Consider the following 16188-nt stretch of genomic DNA (forward strand, 5'->3'; position numbering starts at 1 on the left):
CGACGATCGCCCGTTGCATCATACGCAACGGCTTGCGCTGCTCTCGCAACAGGCCGTTGACACCGTTGCATATAGCGCTACGATCGTTGCAGATTCCAGCTCGGCGACTCTGACCTGCCACAGGGGAGCGACGATGAGCAAGGAGCCCTGGTTCGGCGGTGCCGCCGAGGCGTTGCCGGACGATGCCGAGGACAGCGTCCTCATCGGCCGGATCTGGGACCCGTCCGTCGACGGCCCCTCCCCGGTGACCGTCCGCGACGGCGACGTCATCGACCTCAGCCGCCGGTTCCCGACCGTCCGGGACATCTGCGAGCTGCCCGAACCCGCCAAGACCGTGGCCGGGTCGGACGGGCCACGGGTCGGCGGCTTCGACGAGCTGCTGGCCAACACCGGTGCCACGGACCGGGACCGGAGCCGGCCCTGGCTGCTCGCCCCGGTCGACCTGCAAGCGCTCAAGGCTGCCGGCGTGACCTTCCCCGTCTCGATGCTCGAACGCGTCATCGAGGAGCGGGCCCGGGGAGACCTGACCCGCGCGGCGGACATCCGTGGCCGGATGTTCGCCGACATCGGTGCCGACCTGGACAGCCTGGTCCCCGGCTCGGTCGAGGCGGAGCGGCTCAAGGCCGCACTGGTCGCCGAGGGCCTCTGGAGTCAGTACCTGGAGGTGGGGATCGGGCCGGACGCCGAGATCTTCACGAAGGGCCAGCCGCTCTCCGCCGTCGGCACCGCCGTCCCGGTCGGCGTACTCGCGGCCTCGACCTGGAACAACCCGGAGCCCGAGGTCGCGCTCATCGCCCAGTCCAGCGGCCGGATCGTCGGTGCCACCCTGGGCAACGACGTGAACCTGCGCGACGTCGAGGGACGCTCGGCGCTGCTGCTCCCCCGGGCCAAGGACAACAACGCCTCCTGCGCCCTCGGTCCGTTGATCCGGCTGTTCGACGAGCGGTTTCCGCTCAGTCGGGTACGCGAGCTGACGGTGGGGCTCCAGGTCCACGGGGTGGACGACTTCCACCTGGCGGCGACCTCGGAGATGGCGCGGATGGCACGCGACCCGGAGTCGCTGGTCCGGCAGTTGATCGGCCCGCACCACCAGTATCCCGACGGCGCCGTCCTGATGCTCGGCACCATGTTCGCTCCCACCCAGGACCGCGAACGCCCCGGCGAGGGCTTCACCCACCAGGTCGACGACGTGGTGCGGATCGACTGCCCGGCGCTCGGCACCCTGGTCAACCGGGTGTGGCACGCGGAGCGGTGCGAGCCGTGGCGGTTCGGCGTCCGCGATCTCATGGGCAATCTGGCAAGGAGAGGACTGCTGTGAAAGTCACCACCACCGATCCGCGCGACGGCCGGCAGCACCCGACGGATCTCGTCGAGACGGACGAGTCCGGCGTGGCGGCGATCGCCGGCCAGGCGTCCCGGGCGGCACAGTGGCTGTCCGACCTGGGCAGGGCCGGCCGGGCGCGGTTGCTGGAGGCGGTCGCGGCCGCCCTGGAGTCCCGACGGGCGGATCTGGTCGCGACGGCGGAGGCGGAGACCGGGCTGGGTCAGGCGCGACTCGACTCGGAGCTGACCCGGGCGGCGGTCCAGTTCCGGATGTTCGCGGCGGTGCTGCGCGACGGTGGGTACCTGGAGGCGGCCATCGACCACGCCGCCGACACGCCCCTCGGGGCCGGCCCGGACGTGCGACGGATGCTCGTACCCCTCGGGCCGGTGGCCGTCTTCGGCGCCAGCAACTTCCCGTTCGCCTTCTCCGTCGCCGGCGGCGACACCGCCTCGGCGCTGGCCGCCGGCTGTCCCACGGTGGCGAAGGCGCACCCGTCCCATCCGCTGACGTCGCGCGCCTCCGCCGACGCGATCGAGTCGGCCGTGCGCGACCTGGGCGGGCCCGACGGTGTGCTCACCGCCGTGTACGGGGAGCGGGCCGGCCGTTGGCTGGTCCGCCAGCCGGCGATCCGGGCCGCCGCCCTGACCGGCTCGGTCGGCGCGGCCCGCGCCATCCAGGCGGCCATCGGCGAACGCGCCGACCCCATCCCGTTGTATGCCGAACTGGGCAGCGTGAACCCGATCGTCGTGCTGCCCGACGCGGCGGCCGGCCGGGGGGACCAGATCGCCGACGGTTTGTTCGCCTCCTTCACCGCGTCGGGCGGCCAGCTCTGCACCAAGCCGGGGCTGGCGTTCCTCCCGGCGGACCCGGCAGGTGACCGCCTGGTCGACACGCTCCGGGGCAAGGTCGCCTCCGCTGGCGGATCGGTCCTGCTGAACCAGCGCATCCGGGACGCGTACGAGAGCGGAGCCACCGCGTTGGAGAAGGCCGGCGCCCGCCTCGTCGCGCAGCCCCGGATCGACGCCGGAGCGGGCTTCACGGTGGCACCGACGCTGCTGGAGGTCGACCTGCCGGGCCTGACCGCCGAGATCGCCGACGAGTGCTTCGGCCCGCTGCTGGTCGTGGTCCGCTACCGCGACGTCGCCGACCTCGACGCCGCGCTGGCGACCGTGCCGCCGTCACTCACCGGCTCCGTGCACCGCGGGCCGGGCGACGACACCGACGCCGTACGCCGGCTGGTCGACGTCTTCGCCGCCCGCGCCGGTCGGATCGTCTTCGACGGCTACCCCACCGGCGTCCGGGTGTCGTGGGCGCAGCACCACGGTGGTCCCTGGCCGTCGACCAACGCCGTGCACACCTCGGTGGGCGCCACCTCGATCCGACGCTTCCTGCGCCCGCTGGCCTGGCAGAACGCTCCGGAGTGGATCCTCCCCGAGGAGTTGCGAGACGAGTACACCGCCATTCCCCGCCGAGTCGACGGGAGGTGGGTGCCCGGGACCGATCCCCAGCCCTGACGTCGACGCATGGCACCTCGCGCACCGAGCCCGAAGGGAACCACGTCAATGAAGACGACACGAACACTCGCCACGGCCGCGATGCTCGCCGCCACGATCGGCCTGGTCGCCTGCTCCTCGGACGACGGCGGCAGCGACGCGAGCAACTGCACCAACACCATCACCAAGCAGGATCTGCCGGTTGTCACGATGTGGGCCTGGTACCCCAACATGCAACTGGTCGTGGACAACTTCAACAAGGCCAACGACGAGGTCCAGGTCTGCTGGACCAATGTCGGACAGGGCGGTGACCAGTACGACAAGTTCCAGACGGCCATCTCGGCGGGCACCGGCGCGCCCGACGTGGTCATGGTCGAGATGGACCGGATCCCGACCTTCCAGATCCAGAACGCGCTCGTCGACATCAGCGGGTACGGCCTCGACGCGGTCCGGGCCAACTACGGCGAAGGCGCCTGGAAGGACGTCTCGGTCGGTGACGCGGTCTACGGCGTACCGGTCGACGGTGGTCCGCTGGCGATGATCTACCGGAAGGACATCTTCGACAAGTACGACGTCACCCCGCCCAAGACCTGGGCCGAGTACGAACAGGCCGCCCAGAAGGTGAAGGACGCCGGTGGACCGCTCTTCGGCGACCTCGGCGCGAACGTCCCGGCGCTGATGATGGCGCTGCAGATCCAGAAGGGCGCGGCCCCGTTCACCTACGATCCCGCCCAGCCCGAGTCGATCGGGGTACGGCTGAACGACCAGGCCTCCAAGGATGTGCTCGACTACTGGGGCGGCCTGGTCCGCAAGGGCCTGGTCGGAACGCAGGACCAGTTCACCCCGGAGTACATCTCCGGAGTCATCAACGGCAACTACGCGACCTACATCTCCGCCGCCTGGGCGCCCGGGTACCTGACCGGCGCGGGCGTCGGCCAGGGACAGGACACCGGCACCTTCGCGGTGGCGCCCCTGCCGCAGTGGGACCTGAGCAGTCCGGTCCAGGTGAACTGGGGCGGGTCGGCGTTCTCGGTCACCAGCCAGTCGAAACAGCCGGAACTCGCGGCCAAGGCCGCCTACGGCCTCTACGCCGACCAGGAGTCACTCACCGACGGCTGGACCAACCAGATCATCTTCCCGCTCAACCTGACCGCGCTCAACGATCCCGAGTTCGTCGACCTCGAGGTGGCGTTCTTCGACGGCCAACAGGCGAACAAGGAGGTGTACATCCCGGCCGCCAACGCCTACCAGGGCGTCGTCTACAGCCCGTTCGGTCAGTACTACTTCGACGCGATGACCAAGCAGATCAGCGAGATGAGCGCCGGCTCCATCACCGGTTCGCAGGCTGCCGACCGGATCCAGGAAGACGTGACGAAACACGCCACCGAACAAGGTTTCACCGTTCAGTGACCGACCGGGTGGGCCGGCCGTCCTCCCCCGGCCGGCCCACCCTCGACCCCCAGCGGCCCACGTCCCGGAGCCCGAGATGACATCGATCACCGCCAAACGCGCACCGCGCACCCGCCATGAGAAGCGCAAGACCCGAGGCACGATCCACCGCCGGGAGCACCTGACGGGGTGGCTGTTCGTCGGGCCGTTCGGGGTCGTCTTCCTCGCCTTCCTCATCGCCCCGCTGGGGTACGCGCTCTACCTCAGCCTGTTCCAGAAGAAGCTGATCGGCGGCACCAGCTTCGTCCTGTTCGACAACTACGTGAAGGCGTTCACCGACCCGAGCTTCCTGTCCGGAGCGTGGTTCGTCATCCGCTTCGCGTTGGTCGCCATTCCGGTCCAGATCGCCGTCGCGCTGGCCATGGCGCTCATCCTGGACGCGGTGACCTCGCTGTTCACCCGCTTCTCCCGCCTCATGATCTTCCTGCCGTACGCGATCCCCACGGTCATCGGGGCGGTGATGTGGGGGTTCCTGTACAGCCGGAGCTTCGGCCCGCTCACCGACGTCTTCGGCTTCTTCGGTGCCACCGCACCCGACTTCCTCAGCAGCAACCTGATCTTCTACGGCCTGCTGAACATCGTCACCTGGCAGTGGGCCGGCTACTACATGATCATCCTGTACGCGGCCCTGCAGGGCATCGACCCCACGCTCTACGAGGCCGCCCGCATGGACGGCGCCGGACGATGGCAGGTCGCCCGGCGGATCAAGATTCCGCTGATCGCGCCCGCGCTGATCCTGATCCTGGTCTTCTCGCTGATCGGCACCCTGCAGTTCTTCAACGAGCCGCAGATCCTGCGATACCTCGCGGCGGGCACGATCGGCTCGGACTTCACGCCCAACATGTACGCGTACCAGCAGGCGTTCGGGCTGGCCAACTTCAACTACGGGTCGGCGATCTCGTTTGCCCTCGGCGGAGTCGTCTTCATCTGCGTCTACGCCTTCCTGTTCTTCACCCGCAAGCGGAGGAGCTTCCTCTGATGTCCGAGAGCGACAGCGCCAGCGCCGGCCACCGCCGCGCGCAGCGCCACCTTCCGCTGCAGATCCTGCTCGGCTTCCTGGTGATCTACTTCCTCGTGCCGTTCTGGTGGGTCGTCGTCAACAGCTCCAAGGACGCACCGGGCCTGTTCGGCGGCGGCAACACCCTCTGGTTCGCCGACCAGGTCGACTACCTCGGCAACCTCAGGCAGTTGTTCACCTACGACGGGGGCATCTACCTGCGGTGGCTGCTGAACTCCACGTTGTACGCCCTCGCCGGTGGGGTCGGTGCCACCGTCCTGGCGGTCATGGCCGGCTACGGGTTCGCCAAGTACCGGTTCGCCGCCCGGCGCTTCAGCTTCGCCGTCGTGCTCGGCGCACTGATGGTGCCCGCCACCGCCCTGGTCATCCCGACCTTCATCATGTTCGCCCGGCTCGGCCTGACGAACACGGTCTGGGCCGTGATCCTCCCCTCGCTGCTCAACCCGTTCGGTGTCTACCTGATGCACGTGTACGCGCGCGACGCGGTGCCCGACGAGATCCTGGACGCGGCGCGGGCCGACGGCGCGGGCGAGGTACGGACGTTCCTCCAGATCGCCCTCCCGCTGATGCGTCCCGCGGTGGTCACCGTTCTCCTGCTGTCCGCCGTCGCGTCCTGGAACAACTACTTCCTGCCGCTGGCCATGCTCTCCGACAACCGGCTCTTCCCGGTCACCGTCGGCCTGGGCCTGTGGCAGGGGGTCGCCTCGGCGAACAACGCGGGCGGCACCTCGCTGTGGAGCCTGATCATCCTGGGCTCCCTCGTGTCGGTCATTCCACTGATCATCGCGTTCTTCAGCCTCCAACGACACTGGCGCGGCGGGCTGTCCGTCGGGGGCCTCCGGTAGCTCGCCACCGCCGACCGATCAACCGTTCATCCCCCCTCGACCGCCGCGCACCGCGCGGCCAGACCGTTGACAGGAAGGTGTGCCGATGTCGATGACGAGTCGACCGTTGCGCAGCGGCCAGTGGTTCGGTGCCGACGGCCGCAACGGGTTCATCCATCGCTCCTGGATGCGCAACCAGGGCTTCGCCGACGACGTCTTCGACGGCCGGCCGGTGATCGGCATCGCCACCACCTGGTCGGAGCTGACCCCGTGCAACGCCCACCTGCGCGAGCTGGCCGAATCGGTGAAGCGCGGCATCTGGGAGAGCGGCGGCCTGCCGCTGGAGTTTCCCGCGATGAGCCTCGGCGAACCCCTCATGCGGCCCACCACCATGCTCTACCGCAACCTGCTGGCGATGGAGGCGGAGGAACTGATCCGGGCCAACCCGCTCGACGGCGTGGTGCTGCTCTCCGGCTGCGACAAGACCACACCCGGTCTGCTGATGGGGGCGGCCAGCGTCGACCTGCCGACCCTGTTGATCACCGGCGGGCCGATGCTCAACGGCAAGTTCCGCGGCCAGGACATCGGGTCCGGCACCGCCGTCTGGCGCTTCACCGAGGATCTCCGCGCCGGCCTGGTGACCGCGGCCGACTGCGCCGAGGCGGAGGTCTGCATGTCCCGTAGCCGGGGTCACTGCATGACCATGGGCACCGCCTCCACGATGGCCTGCGTGACCGAGGCGTTGGGCGTGCAGCTGCCGGGCGCCGCCGCGGTTCCGGCGGTCGACTCCCGACGGTACGCGCTCGCCCACGCCGCCGGGCGGCGCATCGTCGCCATGGTCGACCAGGACCAGCGCCTGTCCACGGTGCTCACCCGCGAGGCGTTCGAGAACGCCATCCGGGTCAACGCCGCGATCGGCGGCTCCACCAACGCCGTGGTGCACCTGCTGGCCATCGCCGGCCGCGTCGGCGTGCCCCTGTCGCTCGAGGACTTCGACGCCCTCACCGGCGACGTGCCCATGCTGGTCAACCTGATGCCGTCCGGGACGTACCTGATGGAGGACTTCGCGTACGCCGGTGGGGTGCCGGCGGTGATGGCGGAGATCGCCCCCTTCCTGCACCTGGACCAGATCACGGTCAGCGGGAAGAGCGTGGCCGACAACATCGACGGCGTCCAGTGCTGGAACCGGCAGGTCATCGGCACCCTCGCCGAACCCTTCCAGCCCGCCGGATCGGGCACCGTCGTGCTGCGTGGATCCCTCGCCCCGTCCGGGGCGGTGCTGAAGGTCTCGGCCGCCTCGGCGCACCTGCTCACCCACACCGGGCCGGCGCTGGTCTTCGACCGGATCGAGGAGTACGCCGTCGCCGCCGACGATCCGGATCTCGACGTCACGCCCGACACCGTCATCGTGGTGCGCAACGCCGGACCGCGCGGCTACCCGGGGTTCCCCGAGGTGGGCAACGTGCCGATGCCACGACGGCTGCTCGCCGACGGCGTCACGGACATGGTGCGGATCTCCGACGCCCGGATGAGCGGCACCGGCTACGGCACCTGCGTCCTGCACACGGCGCCGGAGGCGTCGGTGGGCGGTCCACTCGCGCTGGTCCGCACCGGCGACCTCGTCCGCCTCGACGTCCCGACCCGCCGCCTCGACCTGCTGGTCGACGAGACCGAACTCGCCGAACGCCGCGCCGCCTGGCAGCCGCCGCGACCGGCGGCGGACCGCGGTTGGCTACGCCTGTACAGCGAGCACGTCCAGCAGGCCGACAAGGGCGCCGACCTGGACTTCCTTGTCGGCGGCAGCGGCAGCGCGGTGCCCCGGCACTCACACTGACCGGTCACCTGGGTACATCTGTTGTCGCTGGGACGACAACAGATGTACCCAGCGGTCATCGCGACCGGTCAGTCGGCGAGGGTGCCGGCCGCGCGGCCCTCGTGCAGCGTCAGGTTGCGGCCGTCGGACGGGTCGAACAGGTGGATCTTCTCCAGGTTGAACCAGACCCGCCGGTCCTCCCCCTCGGTGACGGTCGACTCCGCCGACAGCCGGGTGACCAGGTTCGACCCGGCACCGCCGAAGTCGGCCGCGCCCGCGTCGGCGGCCAACTCCTCGAGTTCGGCGGAGGTGGCCCGCTCCCCCTCGACGCTCAGGTAGACGTACTTGTCCGAGCCCATCGACTCGACGATGTCCACCGGGGCGGTGAACTCCGTGCCCCGACGGCGGGTCTCCTCGTCGACCAGCTCGGCGTCCTCGAAGTGTTCCGGACGGATGCCGAGGATCAGCTCCCGAGGGGCGTCGGCCCCCTCCAGCTCGCGGCGGATCCGGTCGCCGATCGGCACGTCACCCAGGGCGGTACGCAGCGTGCCGTCCTCGACCGTGGCGGTGAGGAAGTTCATCGACGGTGAGCCGATGAACCCGGCCACGAAGAGGTTGTTCGGGTGGTCGTACAGCTCCTGCGGCGGACCGACCTGCTGCACCGCACCACCGCGCATGATCACCACGCGGTCGCCGAGGGTCATCGCCTCGGTCTGGTCGTGGGTGACGTAGACGGTGGTGGTGCCGAGCTGCTTCTGCAGGCGGGACACCACGGTCCGCATCTGCACCCGCAGCTTGGCGTCCAGGTTGGACAGCGGCTCGTCCATCAGGAACGCCTTGGGCTGCCGGACGATCGCCCGGCCCATCGCCACCCGCTGCCGCTGCCCGCCGGAGAGGTTGGCCGGCTTGCGGTCCAGCAGCGGCGTCAGCTCCAGGACCTTCGCCGCGTCCTCCACCTTCTGCGCGATCGTCTCCTTGTCCAGCTTCGCCAGCCGCAGCGGGAAGGCCATGTTCTCCCGGACGGTCATGTTCGGGTAGAGCGCGTACGACTGGAACACCATGGCGATGTCCCGGTCGCGGGGGGCCTTGTCGTTGACCCGCTGCCCGCCGATGCGCAGCTCACCGGAGCTGATGTCCTCCAACCCGGCGATCATGTTGAGGGTGGTGGACTTGCCGCAGCCGGAGGGGCCGACCAGGATGACGAACTCGCCGTCGGCGATCTCCAGGTCGACGTCGCGCACCGCTGTGGTGCCGTCCGGGAACTTCTTGCTCACCTTGTCCAGCACGATGTCAGCCACGAGTTTCTCACCTATCCCTTGACGGCGCCGGAGGTCAGACCGGAGACGATGCGGCGCTGGAAGAAGAGGACGAAGAGGATGATCGGCACCGTGATCACCACGGCGGCGGCGCAGATCGCGCCGGTCGGGTCCTCGAACTGCGAGGCACCGGTGAAGAACGACAACGCCACCGGCACCGTGCGCGAACGCTCCGTGGAGGTCAGCGAGATGGCGAACAGGAAGTCGTTCCAGCAGAAGATGAAGACCAGGATGGCCGTGGTGAACAGTCCCGGCGCGGCCAGCGGGGCGATCACCCGCCGGAACGCCTGCCCCTGGGTGGCGCCGTCCATCTTGGCGGCCTTCTCCAGGTCCCACGGGATCTGCTTGAAGAACGCCGACAGCGTGTAGATCGCCAGCGGCAGCGCGAAGGTGATGTACGGCAGGATCAGGCCCGGCCAGGTGTCGAACAGGCCCAGTTGCCGCTCGATCTCGAACAGTGGCGAGACCAGCGACACCTGCGGGAACATCGCGATCAGCAGCGAGACGCCGACGAGCAGCCGCTTGCCGGGGAAGTCCAACCGCGAGATCGCGTACGCGGCCATCGCGCCGAGCACCACGGCGATCGCGGTGGCGATCAACGCGATGCCGATGGAGTTGACCAACGCGCGAACGAACTGGTCGGTGGCGAAGATCGTCCGGTAGTTCTCCAGCGTCCATTCCCGTGGAATGAACTTCCCGTCGGTGAGCGTCGCCGGCGTCTTGAACGACAGCGACATGATCCACAGCACCGGGGTCAGCGCGAACACGACCACGGCGACGTCCAGCAGGCCCCAGCGCACCTTGGCCCGGGTGGTGGTGTCAGCCATGTCAGCGCCTCTCTCCGTCGTCGCTGCCCGGGGCAGCGGTACCGAACAGCTTCACGAAGACGAACGCGATGATCGCCACGGTGATGAAGATCAGCACCGACATGGTCGAGCCGATGCCGAGGTTCAGCCCTCGGATCAGGTTGTTGTAGGCGATCATCGACACCGACGAGGTCTCGTTGGCCCCCGACGTGAGCACGTAGATGTTGTCGAAGACCCGGAACGCGTCCAGGGTGCGGAACAGCAGCGCCACCAGGATCGCCGGCTTCATCACCGGCAGCATCACCTTGGTGAACCGCTGCCAGGCGGTCGCGCCGTCGGTGGAGGCGGCCTTGAGCAGATCCTCCGGCACCAGCGCCAAGCCCGCCATCAGCAGCAGCGCCATGAACGGCGTGGTCTTCCAGATCTCCGCCAGCATGATGATCGCCAGCGAGCTGGCCCGCTCGGTCAACGGCGCACCGTCGGAAAACAGGTTGGCCAGGTACCCGGTGCCCGGCGTCCACGCGTACCGCCAGGAGAAGGCGGCCACCACCGTGACGATGCCGTACGGGATCAGCGCCGAGGTCCGGACGATCCCCCGCCCGACCAGCGTACGGTGCATGATCAGCGCGAGGCCCATGCCGAGCACCAGCTCCACGGCCACGGTGACCACTGTGATCAGCATGGTCACCCCGAACGCCGTCCACCAGAACTCGTTGGTGAGCACGGTGGCGTAGTTCTGCAGACCGACGAACTCCCGCTCGGCGGGGAACCGCAGGTCGTAACGCTGCAACGACAGCCACACCGAGTACAGGATCGGATAGGCGGTCACCGCCAGCATGACCAGCGCCGCCGGGGCACACAGCAGCCAACCCAGCCGGCGCTCGGCCCGCTTGTTCTCGCTCAGCGCCGCCTTGCCGCGCCGGTTGTCGCGTTGGGCGGGCACCGCGGCGTGCCCCCCGCTGCGGGTGTCGGTGCCGTCGGCGGCCACGTCCGCGCCGGCCGGGGTCGAGTTGACGCTCATGCCGTCCCTCCGCTCCGCTCCGGGCCGGCCTGAGGCACCGGCGCACTGAGCCCGATGGTTCGCTCGCGGTGCTCGCTCACGGCAGGACTCCCCTCGACTCCAGGGCGGCGGCGACCGCCTCGCGCAGTTCGTCGGCGGTCGCCTGCGGGTCGATCGCCGACGGCGGCGACAGGATCGCCGAGGTCACGGTGGAGATGCTCTGGTACGCGGGGGTCAACGGCCGCACCGCCGAGTCCCGCAGCTGTTCGAGGATGGTCTCCTTCATCGGGTACGCCTCGTCCATCTCCGGGTCGTCGTAGACGCTCTCGATGGTCGGCGGCACCCCGTCGTTGATCGCGGAGAACTTCTGGTTCTCCGCGTTGCGCAGGCACCTGGCCGCCTCGAAAGACTCCGCCGGGTGCTCCGAGTACCGGCTGACGGCCAGGTTGATGCCGCCGATGGTGACCCGCCCCGGCGTGCCCTCCTCGACCCCGGGCACCCGGGCCCAGGCGACCTGCTCGGCCAGCTCCGGGTTGGCCTCCTGCATCGCCGGATAGACGTACGGCCAGTTCACCTGGAACGCGCCGTTGCCGCTCTGGAACTCCAGCCGCACCGGATCCTCGGTGGCGTTGCTGAACGACGGCGAGGTCACCCCGGAGGTGGCGAAGTCGCGCAGCACCTCGAGCGCCCGGACGGCGCCGTCGTCCACCACGGCCTCGGTGCCCTCGTCGTTGAGGATGTTGCCGCCCGCGCTGGCCACGAGGGTGTTGTAGAGGACCACGAGTCCCTCGTACTGGGCGCCCATGGTGAGCACCTGATGCGGCCGGCCCTGATCCCGCAGCCGCTGCGCCATCGAGATCATTTCGTCCCAGGTGGTCGGCGGCTCGGGCACCAGGTCCTTGCGGTACCACAGCAACTGGACGTTCGTGTTCTTCGGCGCGGCGTACAGCTTGTCCTCGTACCGGGCGGTCTCCAACGGCCCTTCGAGGGTGCCGTCCTCCACCTCGGCGCGGTCCTGCCCGGTCCACTCCCGGATCCAGTCGGCGCTGGCGAACTCCTGGGTCCAGGTCACGTCGAGGCCGAGCACGTCCATGCCGTCATCCTCGGCCGCGAGCCGGCGCACCATCTGCACCCGCTGCTCGTCGGCCTCCCGCGGCAGCACCCGGTTGACGATGCGGTACCGCCCACCCGCCTCGGTGTTGCACCGGTCGACCACCTGTTGGAGGTTCTGCTCCGGCGGGTAGTACAGGTTGATCGTGGGCACCCCGCCGTCGTCGCCGGAGGCACACGCCGCCATCGGTGCCACAAACGTCAGTGCCGCGGCTGCCGCCGCCATCCGCACGCGGGGCCGGCGTCGAACGCCGACCGGATCACTCCGCTCGCTCATGACCCTCCCCTCGATCTCGGCCAACAGCCGGGGAGGTCTCCGTGCCCCGGCGCACGGCGAGACTGCCAGGGCGTGTGACCTGCGGTTTCGCACCCCTGCGTTTCGTGGTTGAAACACTGCCCGAGCGGGGGAGCCGCGAAACCTGCCCGAGCCGAGGCGCGCTAAACACCGAAGTGTGTGGCCCATGTCACGGCGCACCGGCAGCCGCGGCACGGGCGGGGCCGCGCCCTCCGGCGGCGGATGTCGGTGCCGGCCGGCATGATCGGCGGATGATCGCACGCTTCAAGGACCTCTGTCTCGACGCCGCCGACGCGCACGCCCTCGGCGGGTTCTGGGCCCGAATTCTGCACGGGGAGCGTGTCGACGTCGGTGACGGCGACACCCGGGTCGACCCGCCCACCGGTGCCAGCGCGGAATCGATCTGGGTCAACCGGGTGCCCGAACCGCGTACCGTCAAGACTCGCGTACACCTCGACCTCCGATTGGCCGAGGCGAGCCCGGCGGCGCTGCTGGAAGCCGGCGCGCGGCTGGTCCGCGAGCCGGACTCGGAGATCAGCTGGTGGGTGCTGGCCGACCCCGACGGCAACCTGTTCTGCGCGTTCGCTCCCGGAGACGAGTCCCGCCCGGGGCCGTTCGAGCTGGTGGTGGATTCCGCCGACCCGAGCGCCCAGGCCACCTGGTGGGCCGGCGTCGTCGGCGGCGAGGTCGAGGTCAGCGAGCAGGGGTACGCCTCGGTCAACGGCGCGGCCGGCTTCCCCTGGGACCACTGGGTCTTCGACCCGGTGCCGGAGCGCAAGAGCGTCAAGAACCGGATGCACTGGGACGTCGACCTGACCGACCCCGAGCCGTCCGCACTGATCCGGGCCGGAGCCACCCTGCTGCGGGAGCCGGACGACGCGGTGTCCTGGTGGGTGTTGGCCGACCCGGAGGGCAACGAATTCTGCGCTTTCCCACCGGGGGACTGACCGGCCGGTGCTACCGGGCGACCGTCAGGTGGACTAGCGTTTAACAAGCTCCGCCGCCAGCGCGTACGCCGTCGCCGTCGATACGCCACCGGCCGACCCCGACCCGCCCGATCGGTTGGTTCTCGCGGGAACAGCCCCTCACCGGTTACCGGTTGGGCAGGATCGTCCCCAACGAGGAGGTGCCGCCGTGGTGCAGGACACCCGCGCTCTCACCCTGACGTTCGAGGTGAGCGGCCTGCCACCGGTCAAGACCGAAGCGCTGTCCATCTTCGCCGCCGGACATCGGCAGGCGACGAGGGTGCGCGCCCTGTTGCAGGCCGCCTGCGCGGCCGCGCAGGAGACCGGCTGGACGCCACTGTCCGGCCCGATCGAGATCGACCTGACCCTGCGCTGCCCGTCCGGGCACCGCACCTCCGACGCCAGCACCCTGCTGGGTGGGGTGTGCGCGGTGCTCCAGGACAAGAAACGGGTCGCCAGCATCGGACTGGCCCACCTCGGCGTGCTGGTCGACGTCGCACTCTACGACGACGACAAGCAGATCCGCCGGCTGTCCTACCTGGAACAGCCAGCCGAGGAGTTCTCGTACCAGGTGCGCGTCGCCGCCGTGCCGGACGGGGTTTGACCGACGGCAGCGGTGGGGTACCGCAGCCGCCGATGAAGGGAGCACCAATGTCGGAGCCACACGTCACGCTGGATCCCCACGACCCGGTGCAGGAGAAGCTGCGCGGGCCGCTGGAGGAGCAGCTGACCTCTGCCCTGCAGGTGGCCACCGACCGGGTGCGCGACAGCTACGCCGGCGAGCCGGTGGAGCAGGTCTGCCAGCGGCTGCTCGACGAGACCCGGGCCGGCCTGCACCCCGACATCGCGGCCGGCTTCGAACCGGACATGGACGAGTTGTGCCGGGTGGCGGTCGCTATTGTCCGGGGCGCCGTCACCTGACGTTCATGCCGCGACCGGTCTCGCCCGCGCTTCCGTCCTCGGCCGGGCCACCAGCTCGGCCAGGTAGTCGCTGACCAGCGCGGGCAGCCGGTAACCGAGGGGCTCGTCCCGGTAGACCAGGTGCGCGTCGACCAGGCCCTCCAGTGCCCGCCACACGCGCTCGGTGGTGACGCCGAGCCGCGCCGCGGTCTGCTCGGGAGCGACCGACGCCTCAGGTGACTCCCCGAGCAGCGCGAGGATCCGGCCGGTCACCTCGTCCGTGGCGCGGACCGCGGCGACCCGGGTCGCCAGACTCCTCCGCACGGACAGGTCACCGAACGCCAGAACGTCCAGCCGGCCGCGCCCGTCGTCCGCCCGCTCCGCCAGAACGCCGACCGGCAGCTCCGGACGGCTCGCCAACCGTGCGGCGGCGATCCGCAGGGCCAGCACCGAACCGGCGCAGAGCCGGACGAGCCTCGCCGTGGCGGCGGGTTCCGCCTCGAGCCGGTCGGCGCCGACATGGGCCGCCAGCAGCGCCCGCGCCTCGGAGTCGGTAAGCCGCCGCAACCCGACCGACGTGACGTCGTCCAGGCCGTACAGTTTCCGCAGGCCCACGACGATCAGCGCCGGACCGGGCCCGGCGGGGACGAGCGGTCGCACCTGTTCCGCCCGGATCACCCCGTCGAGCACCAGCAGGATCCGCCGGCCGGCGACCCGGGTCCGGTACCAGCCGGCCCGCTCGTCCACATCCTCCGGCACCTCGTCCGCCGGCACACCCAGGGCGCGCAGCACCCGGCCCAGCACCTCACCGGAGGTCACCGACGGCCGGGACCCGAGGTCGACGAAGACCTGCCCCTCCGGGAACTCCGCGGCGACCGCGTGCGCCGCCCGGACCCCGACCGCCGTCCTCCCGCTGCCGGCCGGCCCGCTGACGACCACGGCGGCCGGCCTGCCGCCGCGCGCGGCCGCGACCACGTCCGCCACTTCCCGGGTACGCCCGACGAACGTCGTGAGGTCCGCCGGCAGTTCCCGGGGTACGAGGGCAGCCGGGGTCACGAGCCGGGACTTCTCGTCCGGCCGGCTCCGGGCACTGTCGCCGTGCGCCAGATCGGGCGACCGATCCAGCATCGACCGGTGCAGCGCTGTCAGGTCCTCCCCCGGCTCGATACCAAGGTGTTCGTCGAGCGCCGCGCGTGCCTCCTGGTACGCGGTGAGCGCCGCCGGCATGTCCCCGCACCGGTAGAGGGCGAGCATCAACTGCCCCCACGCGCGCTCCCGCAGCGGGTGCGCGGCGAGGTGGCGCCGCAGTTCACCGAGGAGATCGCCGTGCTCGCCGACGGCCAGGCGCGCCTGCGCCCACTCCTCGAACACCTGAAGGCGCTGCTCCTCCAGGCTGGCCCAGTGGCCGTCCAACGCCGGACCCGACGGAAGTCCGTCACCGGCGCGGCCCCGCCAGAGATCAAGCGCACCGGTCAGCGAGGCGACCGCCGAGCCGTGACGCCCGGCCGCCAGGTCCACCCGGCCCGCACGGGCCAGCCGCTGGAACCGGTCGACGTCCAGTTCCTCGTCAGCCACGCACAACTCGTACGCGTTGGGACGGGCGACCAGCCGGTCACCGAGCACCTTGCGGAGCCTCATCGCGTGCGACCGCAGGTTGGCCACCGCAGAAGGCGGCGGCTCGTCGCCCCAGGCCACTTCGGAGAGACGGTTCAGCGAAACCGGCCGGTTCGCCGCCAGGGCCAGGGCGGCGAGGACCGCCTGCCGCTTCACGGATCCCGGCGTGACGGTGGCACCGTCTACGATCAGTTGCATCCGGCCGAGTAGCCTGAGGTCAACCTGCATGTTTCGCTCCCCCGTTGAGCCTTCGAGCGCGCT

General features: G+C 70.3%; 14 protein-coding genes. 9 read left to right on the plus strand and 5 right to left on the minus strand.

Going from position 1 to position 16188, the window contains the following annotated elements; all coding sequences use genetic code 11:
* Positions 1–133 precede the first annotated feature (133 nt).
* The 6 genes from O7605_RS30435 to O7605_RS30460 all read left to right on the plus strand — a co-directional run bounded on the left by O7605_RS30435 (position 134) and on the right by O7605_RS30460 (position 7942).
* Positions 134–1318, plus strand: a complete 1185-nt coding sequence (locus O7605_RS30435) for a fumarylacetoacetate hydrolase family protein (protein ID WP_269742408.1) — start codon at positions 134–136, stop codon at positions 1316–1318.
* Positions 1315–2838, plus strand: coding sequence for an aldehyde dehydrogenase (NADP(+)) (locus O7605_RS30440; protein WP_269742409.1), 1524 nt, complete (start codon positions 1315–1317; stop codon positions 2836–2838). Before O7605_RS30435 ends, O7605_RS30440 begins: the two co-directional genes overlap by 4 nt.
* A 48-nt stretch (positions 2839–2886) precedes the next feature.
* Positions 2887–4227 (plus strand): ABC transporter substrate-binding protein, encoded by a 1341-nt coding sequence (locus tag O7605_RS30445; protein ID WP_269742410.1) that lies wholly within the window; start codon positions 2887–2889, stop codon positions 4225–4227.
* A 76-nt stretch (positions 4228–4303) separates the two neighbouring features.
* Positions 4304–5245, plus strand: a complete 942-nt coding sequence (locus O7605_RS30450; protein ID WP_269742411.1) for a carbohydrate ABC transporter permease — start codon at positions 4304–4306, stop codon at positions 5243–5245.
* On the plus strand, positions 5245–6129 hold the full coding sequence (locus O7605_RS30455; RefSeq protein WP_269742412.1) for a carbohydrate ABC transporter permease: 885 nt from the start codon (positions 5245–5247) through the stop codon (positions 6127–6129). Before O7605_RS30450 ends, O7605_RS30455 begins: the two co-directional genes overlap by 1 nt.
* Positions 6130–6214: 85 nt before the next feature.
* Entirely contained in the window at positions 6215–7942 is a 1728-nt protein-coding gene (locus O7605_RS30460; protein ID WP_269742413.1) for an IlvD/Edd family dehydratase, read from the plus strand.
* 68 nt (positions 7943–8010) lie between these two features.
* On the opposite strand, the gene O7605_RS30465 is transcribed toward O7605_RS30460, so the two are convergent.
* The 4 genes from O7605_RS30465 to O7605_RS30480 all read right to left on the minus strand — a co-directional run bounded on the left by O7605_RS30465 (position 8011) and on the right by O7605_RS30480 (position 12430).
* On the minus strand, positions 8011–9219 hold the full coding sequence (locus O7605_RS30465; protein ID WP_269742414.1) for an ABC transporter ATP-binding protein: 1209 nt from the start codon (positions 9217–9219) through the stop codon (positions 8011–8013).
* Between the two features lie 11 nt (positions 9220–9230).
* Positions 9231–10064: a carbohydrate ABC transporter permease gene (locus O7605_RS30470; protein WP_269742415.1), complete on the minus strand. Its 834-nt coding sequence runs from the start codon at positions 10062–10064 to the stop codon at positions 9231–9233.
* A 1-nt stretch (position 10065) separates the two neighbouring features.
* The gene (locus O7605_RS30475) at positions 10066–11064 is read right to left on the minus strand and encodes a carbohydrate ABC transporter permease (RefSeq protein WP_269742416.1); all 999 of its coding nucleotides are present in this window, start codon (positions 11062–11064) and stop codon (positions 10066–10068) included.
* A gap of 76 nt (positions 11065–11140) precedes the next feature.
* Complete coding sequence (locus O7605_RS30480) at positions 11141–12430, minus strand: ABC transporter substrate-binding protein (RefSeq protein WP_269742417.1); 1290 nt, start codon at positions 12428–12430, stop codon at positions 11141–11143.
* A 269-nt stretch (positions 12431–12699) separates the two neighbouring features.
* On the opposite strand from O7605_RS30480, the gene O7605_RS30485 reads away from it, so the two are divergent.
* From O7605_RS30485 to O7605_RS30495, 3 genes are all read left to right on the plus strand, one after another.
* A complete protein-coding gene (locus O7605_RS30485; RefSeq protein WP_269742418.1) occupies positions 12700–13395 on the plus strand; it encodes a VOC family protein in 696 nt (231 codons plus the stop codon).
* A gap of 190 nt (positions 13396–13585) precedes the next feature.
* Entirely contained in the window at positions 13586–14017 is a 432-nt protein-coding gene (locus O7605_RS30490) for a hypothetical protein (RefSeq protein WP_269742784.1), read from the plus strand.
* A gap of 47 nt (positions 14018–14064) precedes the next feature.
* Positions 14065–14334 (plus strand): hypothetical protein, encoded by a 270-nt coding sequence (locus O7605_RS30495; protein WP_269742419.1) that lies wholly within the window; start codon positions 14065–14067, stop codon positions 14332–14334.
* Positions 14335–14337: 3 nt separating this feature from the next.
* On the opposite strand, the gene O7605_RS30500 is transcribed toward O7605_RS30495, so the two are convergent.
* Positions 14338–16125 (minus strand): AfsR/SARP family transcriptional regulator, encoded by a 1788-nt coding sequence (locus tag O7605_RS30500; RefSeq protein WP_269742420.1) that lies wholly within the window; start codon positions 16123–16125, stop codon positions 14338–14340.
* Positions 16126–16188: the final 63 nt, after the last annotated feature.

Source organism: Verrucosispora sp. WMMA2121 (assembly GCF_027460185.1).
Classification (GTDB): Bacteria; Actinomycetota; Actinomycetes; order Mycobacteriales; family Micromonosporaceae; genus Micromonospora; species Micromonospora palythoicola.

What these genes read in the sequence shown, in the direction of transcription:
- O7605_RS30435 (WP_269742408.1), top strand. Translation starts at nt 134, where the DNA reads ATGAGCAAGGAGCCCTGGTTCGGCGGTGCCGCCGAGGCGTTGCCGGAC.
- O7605_RS30445 (WP_269742410.1), top strand. Translation starts at nt 2,887, where the DNA reads ATGAAGACGACACGAACACTCGCCACGGCCGCGATGCTCGCCGCCACG.
- O7605_RS30450 (WP_269742411.1), top strand. Translation starts at nt 4,304, where the DNA reads ATGACATCGATCACCGCCAAACGCGCACCGCGCACCCGCCATGAGAAG.
- O7605_RS30455 (WP_269742412.1), top strand. Translation starts at nt 5,245, where the DNA reads ATGTCCGAGAGCGACAGCGCCAGCGCCGGCCACCGCCGCGCGCAGCGC.
- O7605_RS30460 (WP_269742413.1), top strand. Translation starts at nt 6,215, where the DNA reads ATGTCGATGACGAGTCGACCGTTGCGCAGCGGCCAGTGGTTCGGTGCC.
- O7605_RS30470 (WP_269742415.1), bottom strand. Translation starts at nt 10,064, where the DNA reads ATGGCTGACACCACCACCCGGGCCAAGGTGCGCTGGGGCCTGCTGGAC.
- O7605_RS30475 (WP_269742416.1), bottom strand. Translation starts at nt 11,064, where the DNA reads ATGAGCGTCAACTCGACCCCGGCCGGCGCGGACGTGGCCGCCGACGGC.
- O7605_RS30480 (WP_269742417.1), bottom strand. Translation starts at nt 12,430, where the DNA reads ATGAGCGAGCGGAGTGATCCGGTCGGCGTTCGACGCCGGCCCCGCGTG.
- O7605_RS30485 (WP_269742418.1), top strand. Translation starts at nt 12,700, where the DNA reads ATGATCGCACGCTTCAAGGACCTCTGTCTCGACGCCGCCGACGCGCAC.
- O7605_RS30495 (WP_269742419.1), top strand. Translation starts at nt 14,065, where the DNA reads ATGTCGGAGCCACACGTCACGCTGGATCCCCACGACCCGGTGCAGGAG.
- O7605_RS30500 (WP_269742420.1), bottom strand. Translation starts at nt 16,125, where the DNA reads ATGCAACTGATCGTAGACGGTGCCACCGTCACGCCGGGATCCGTGAAG.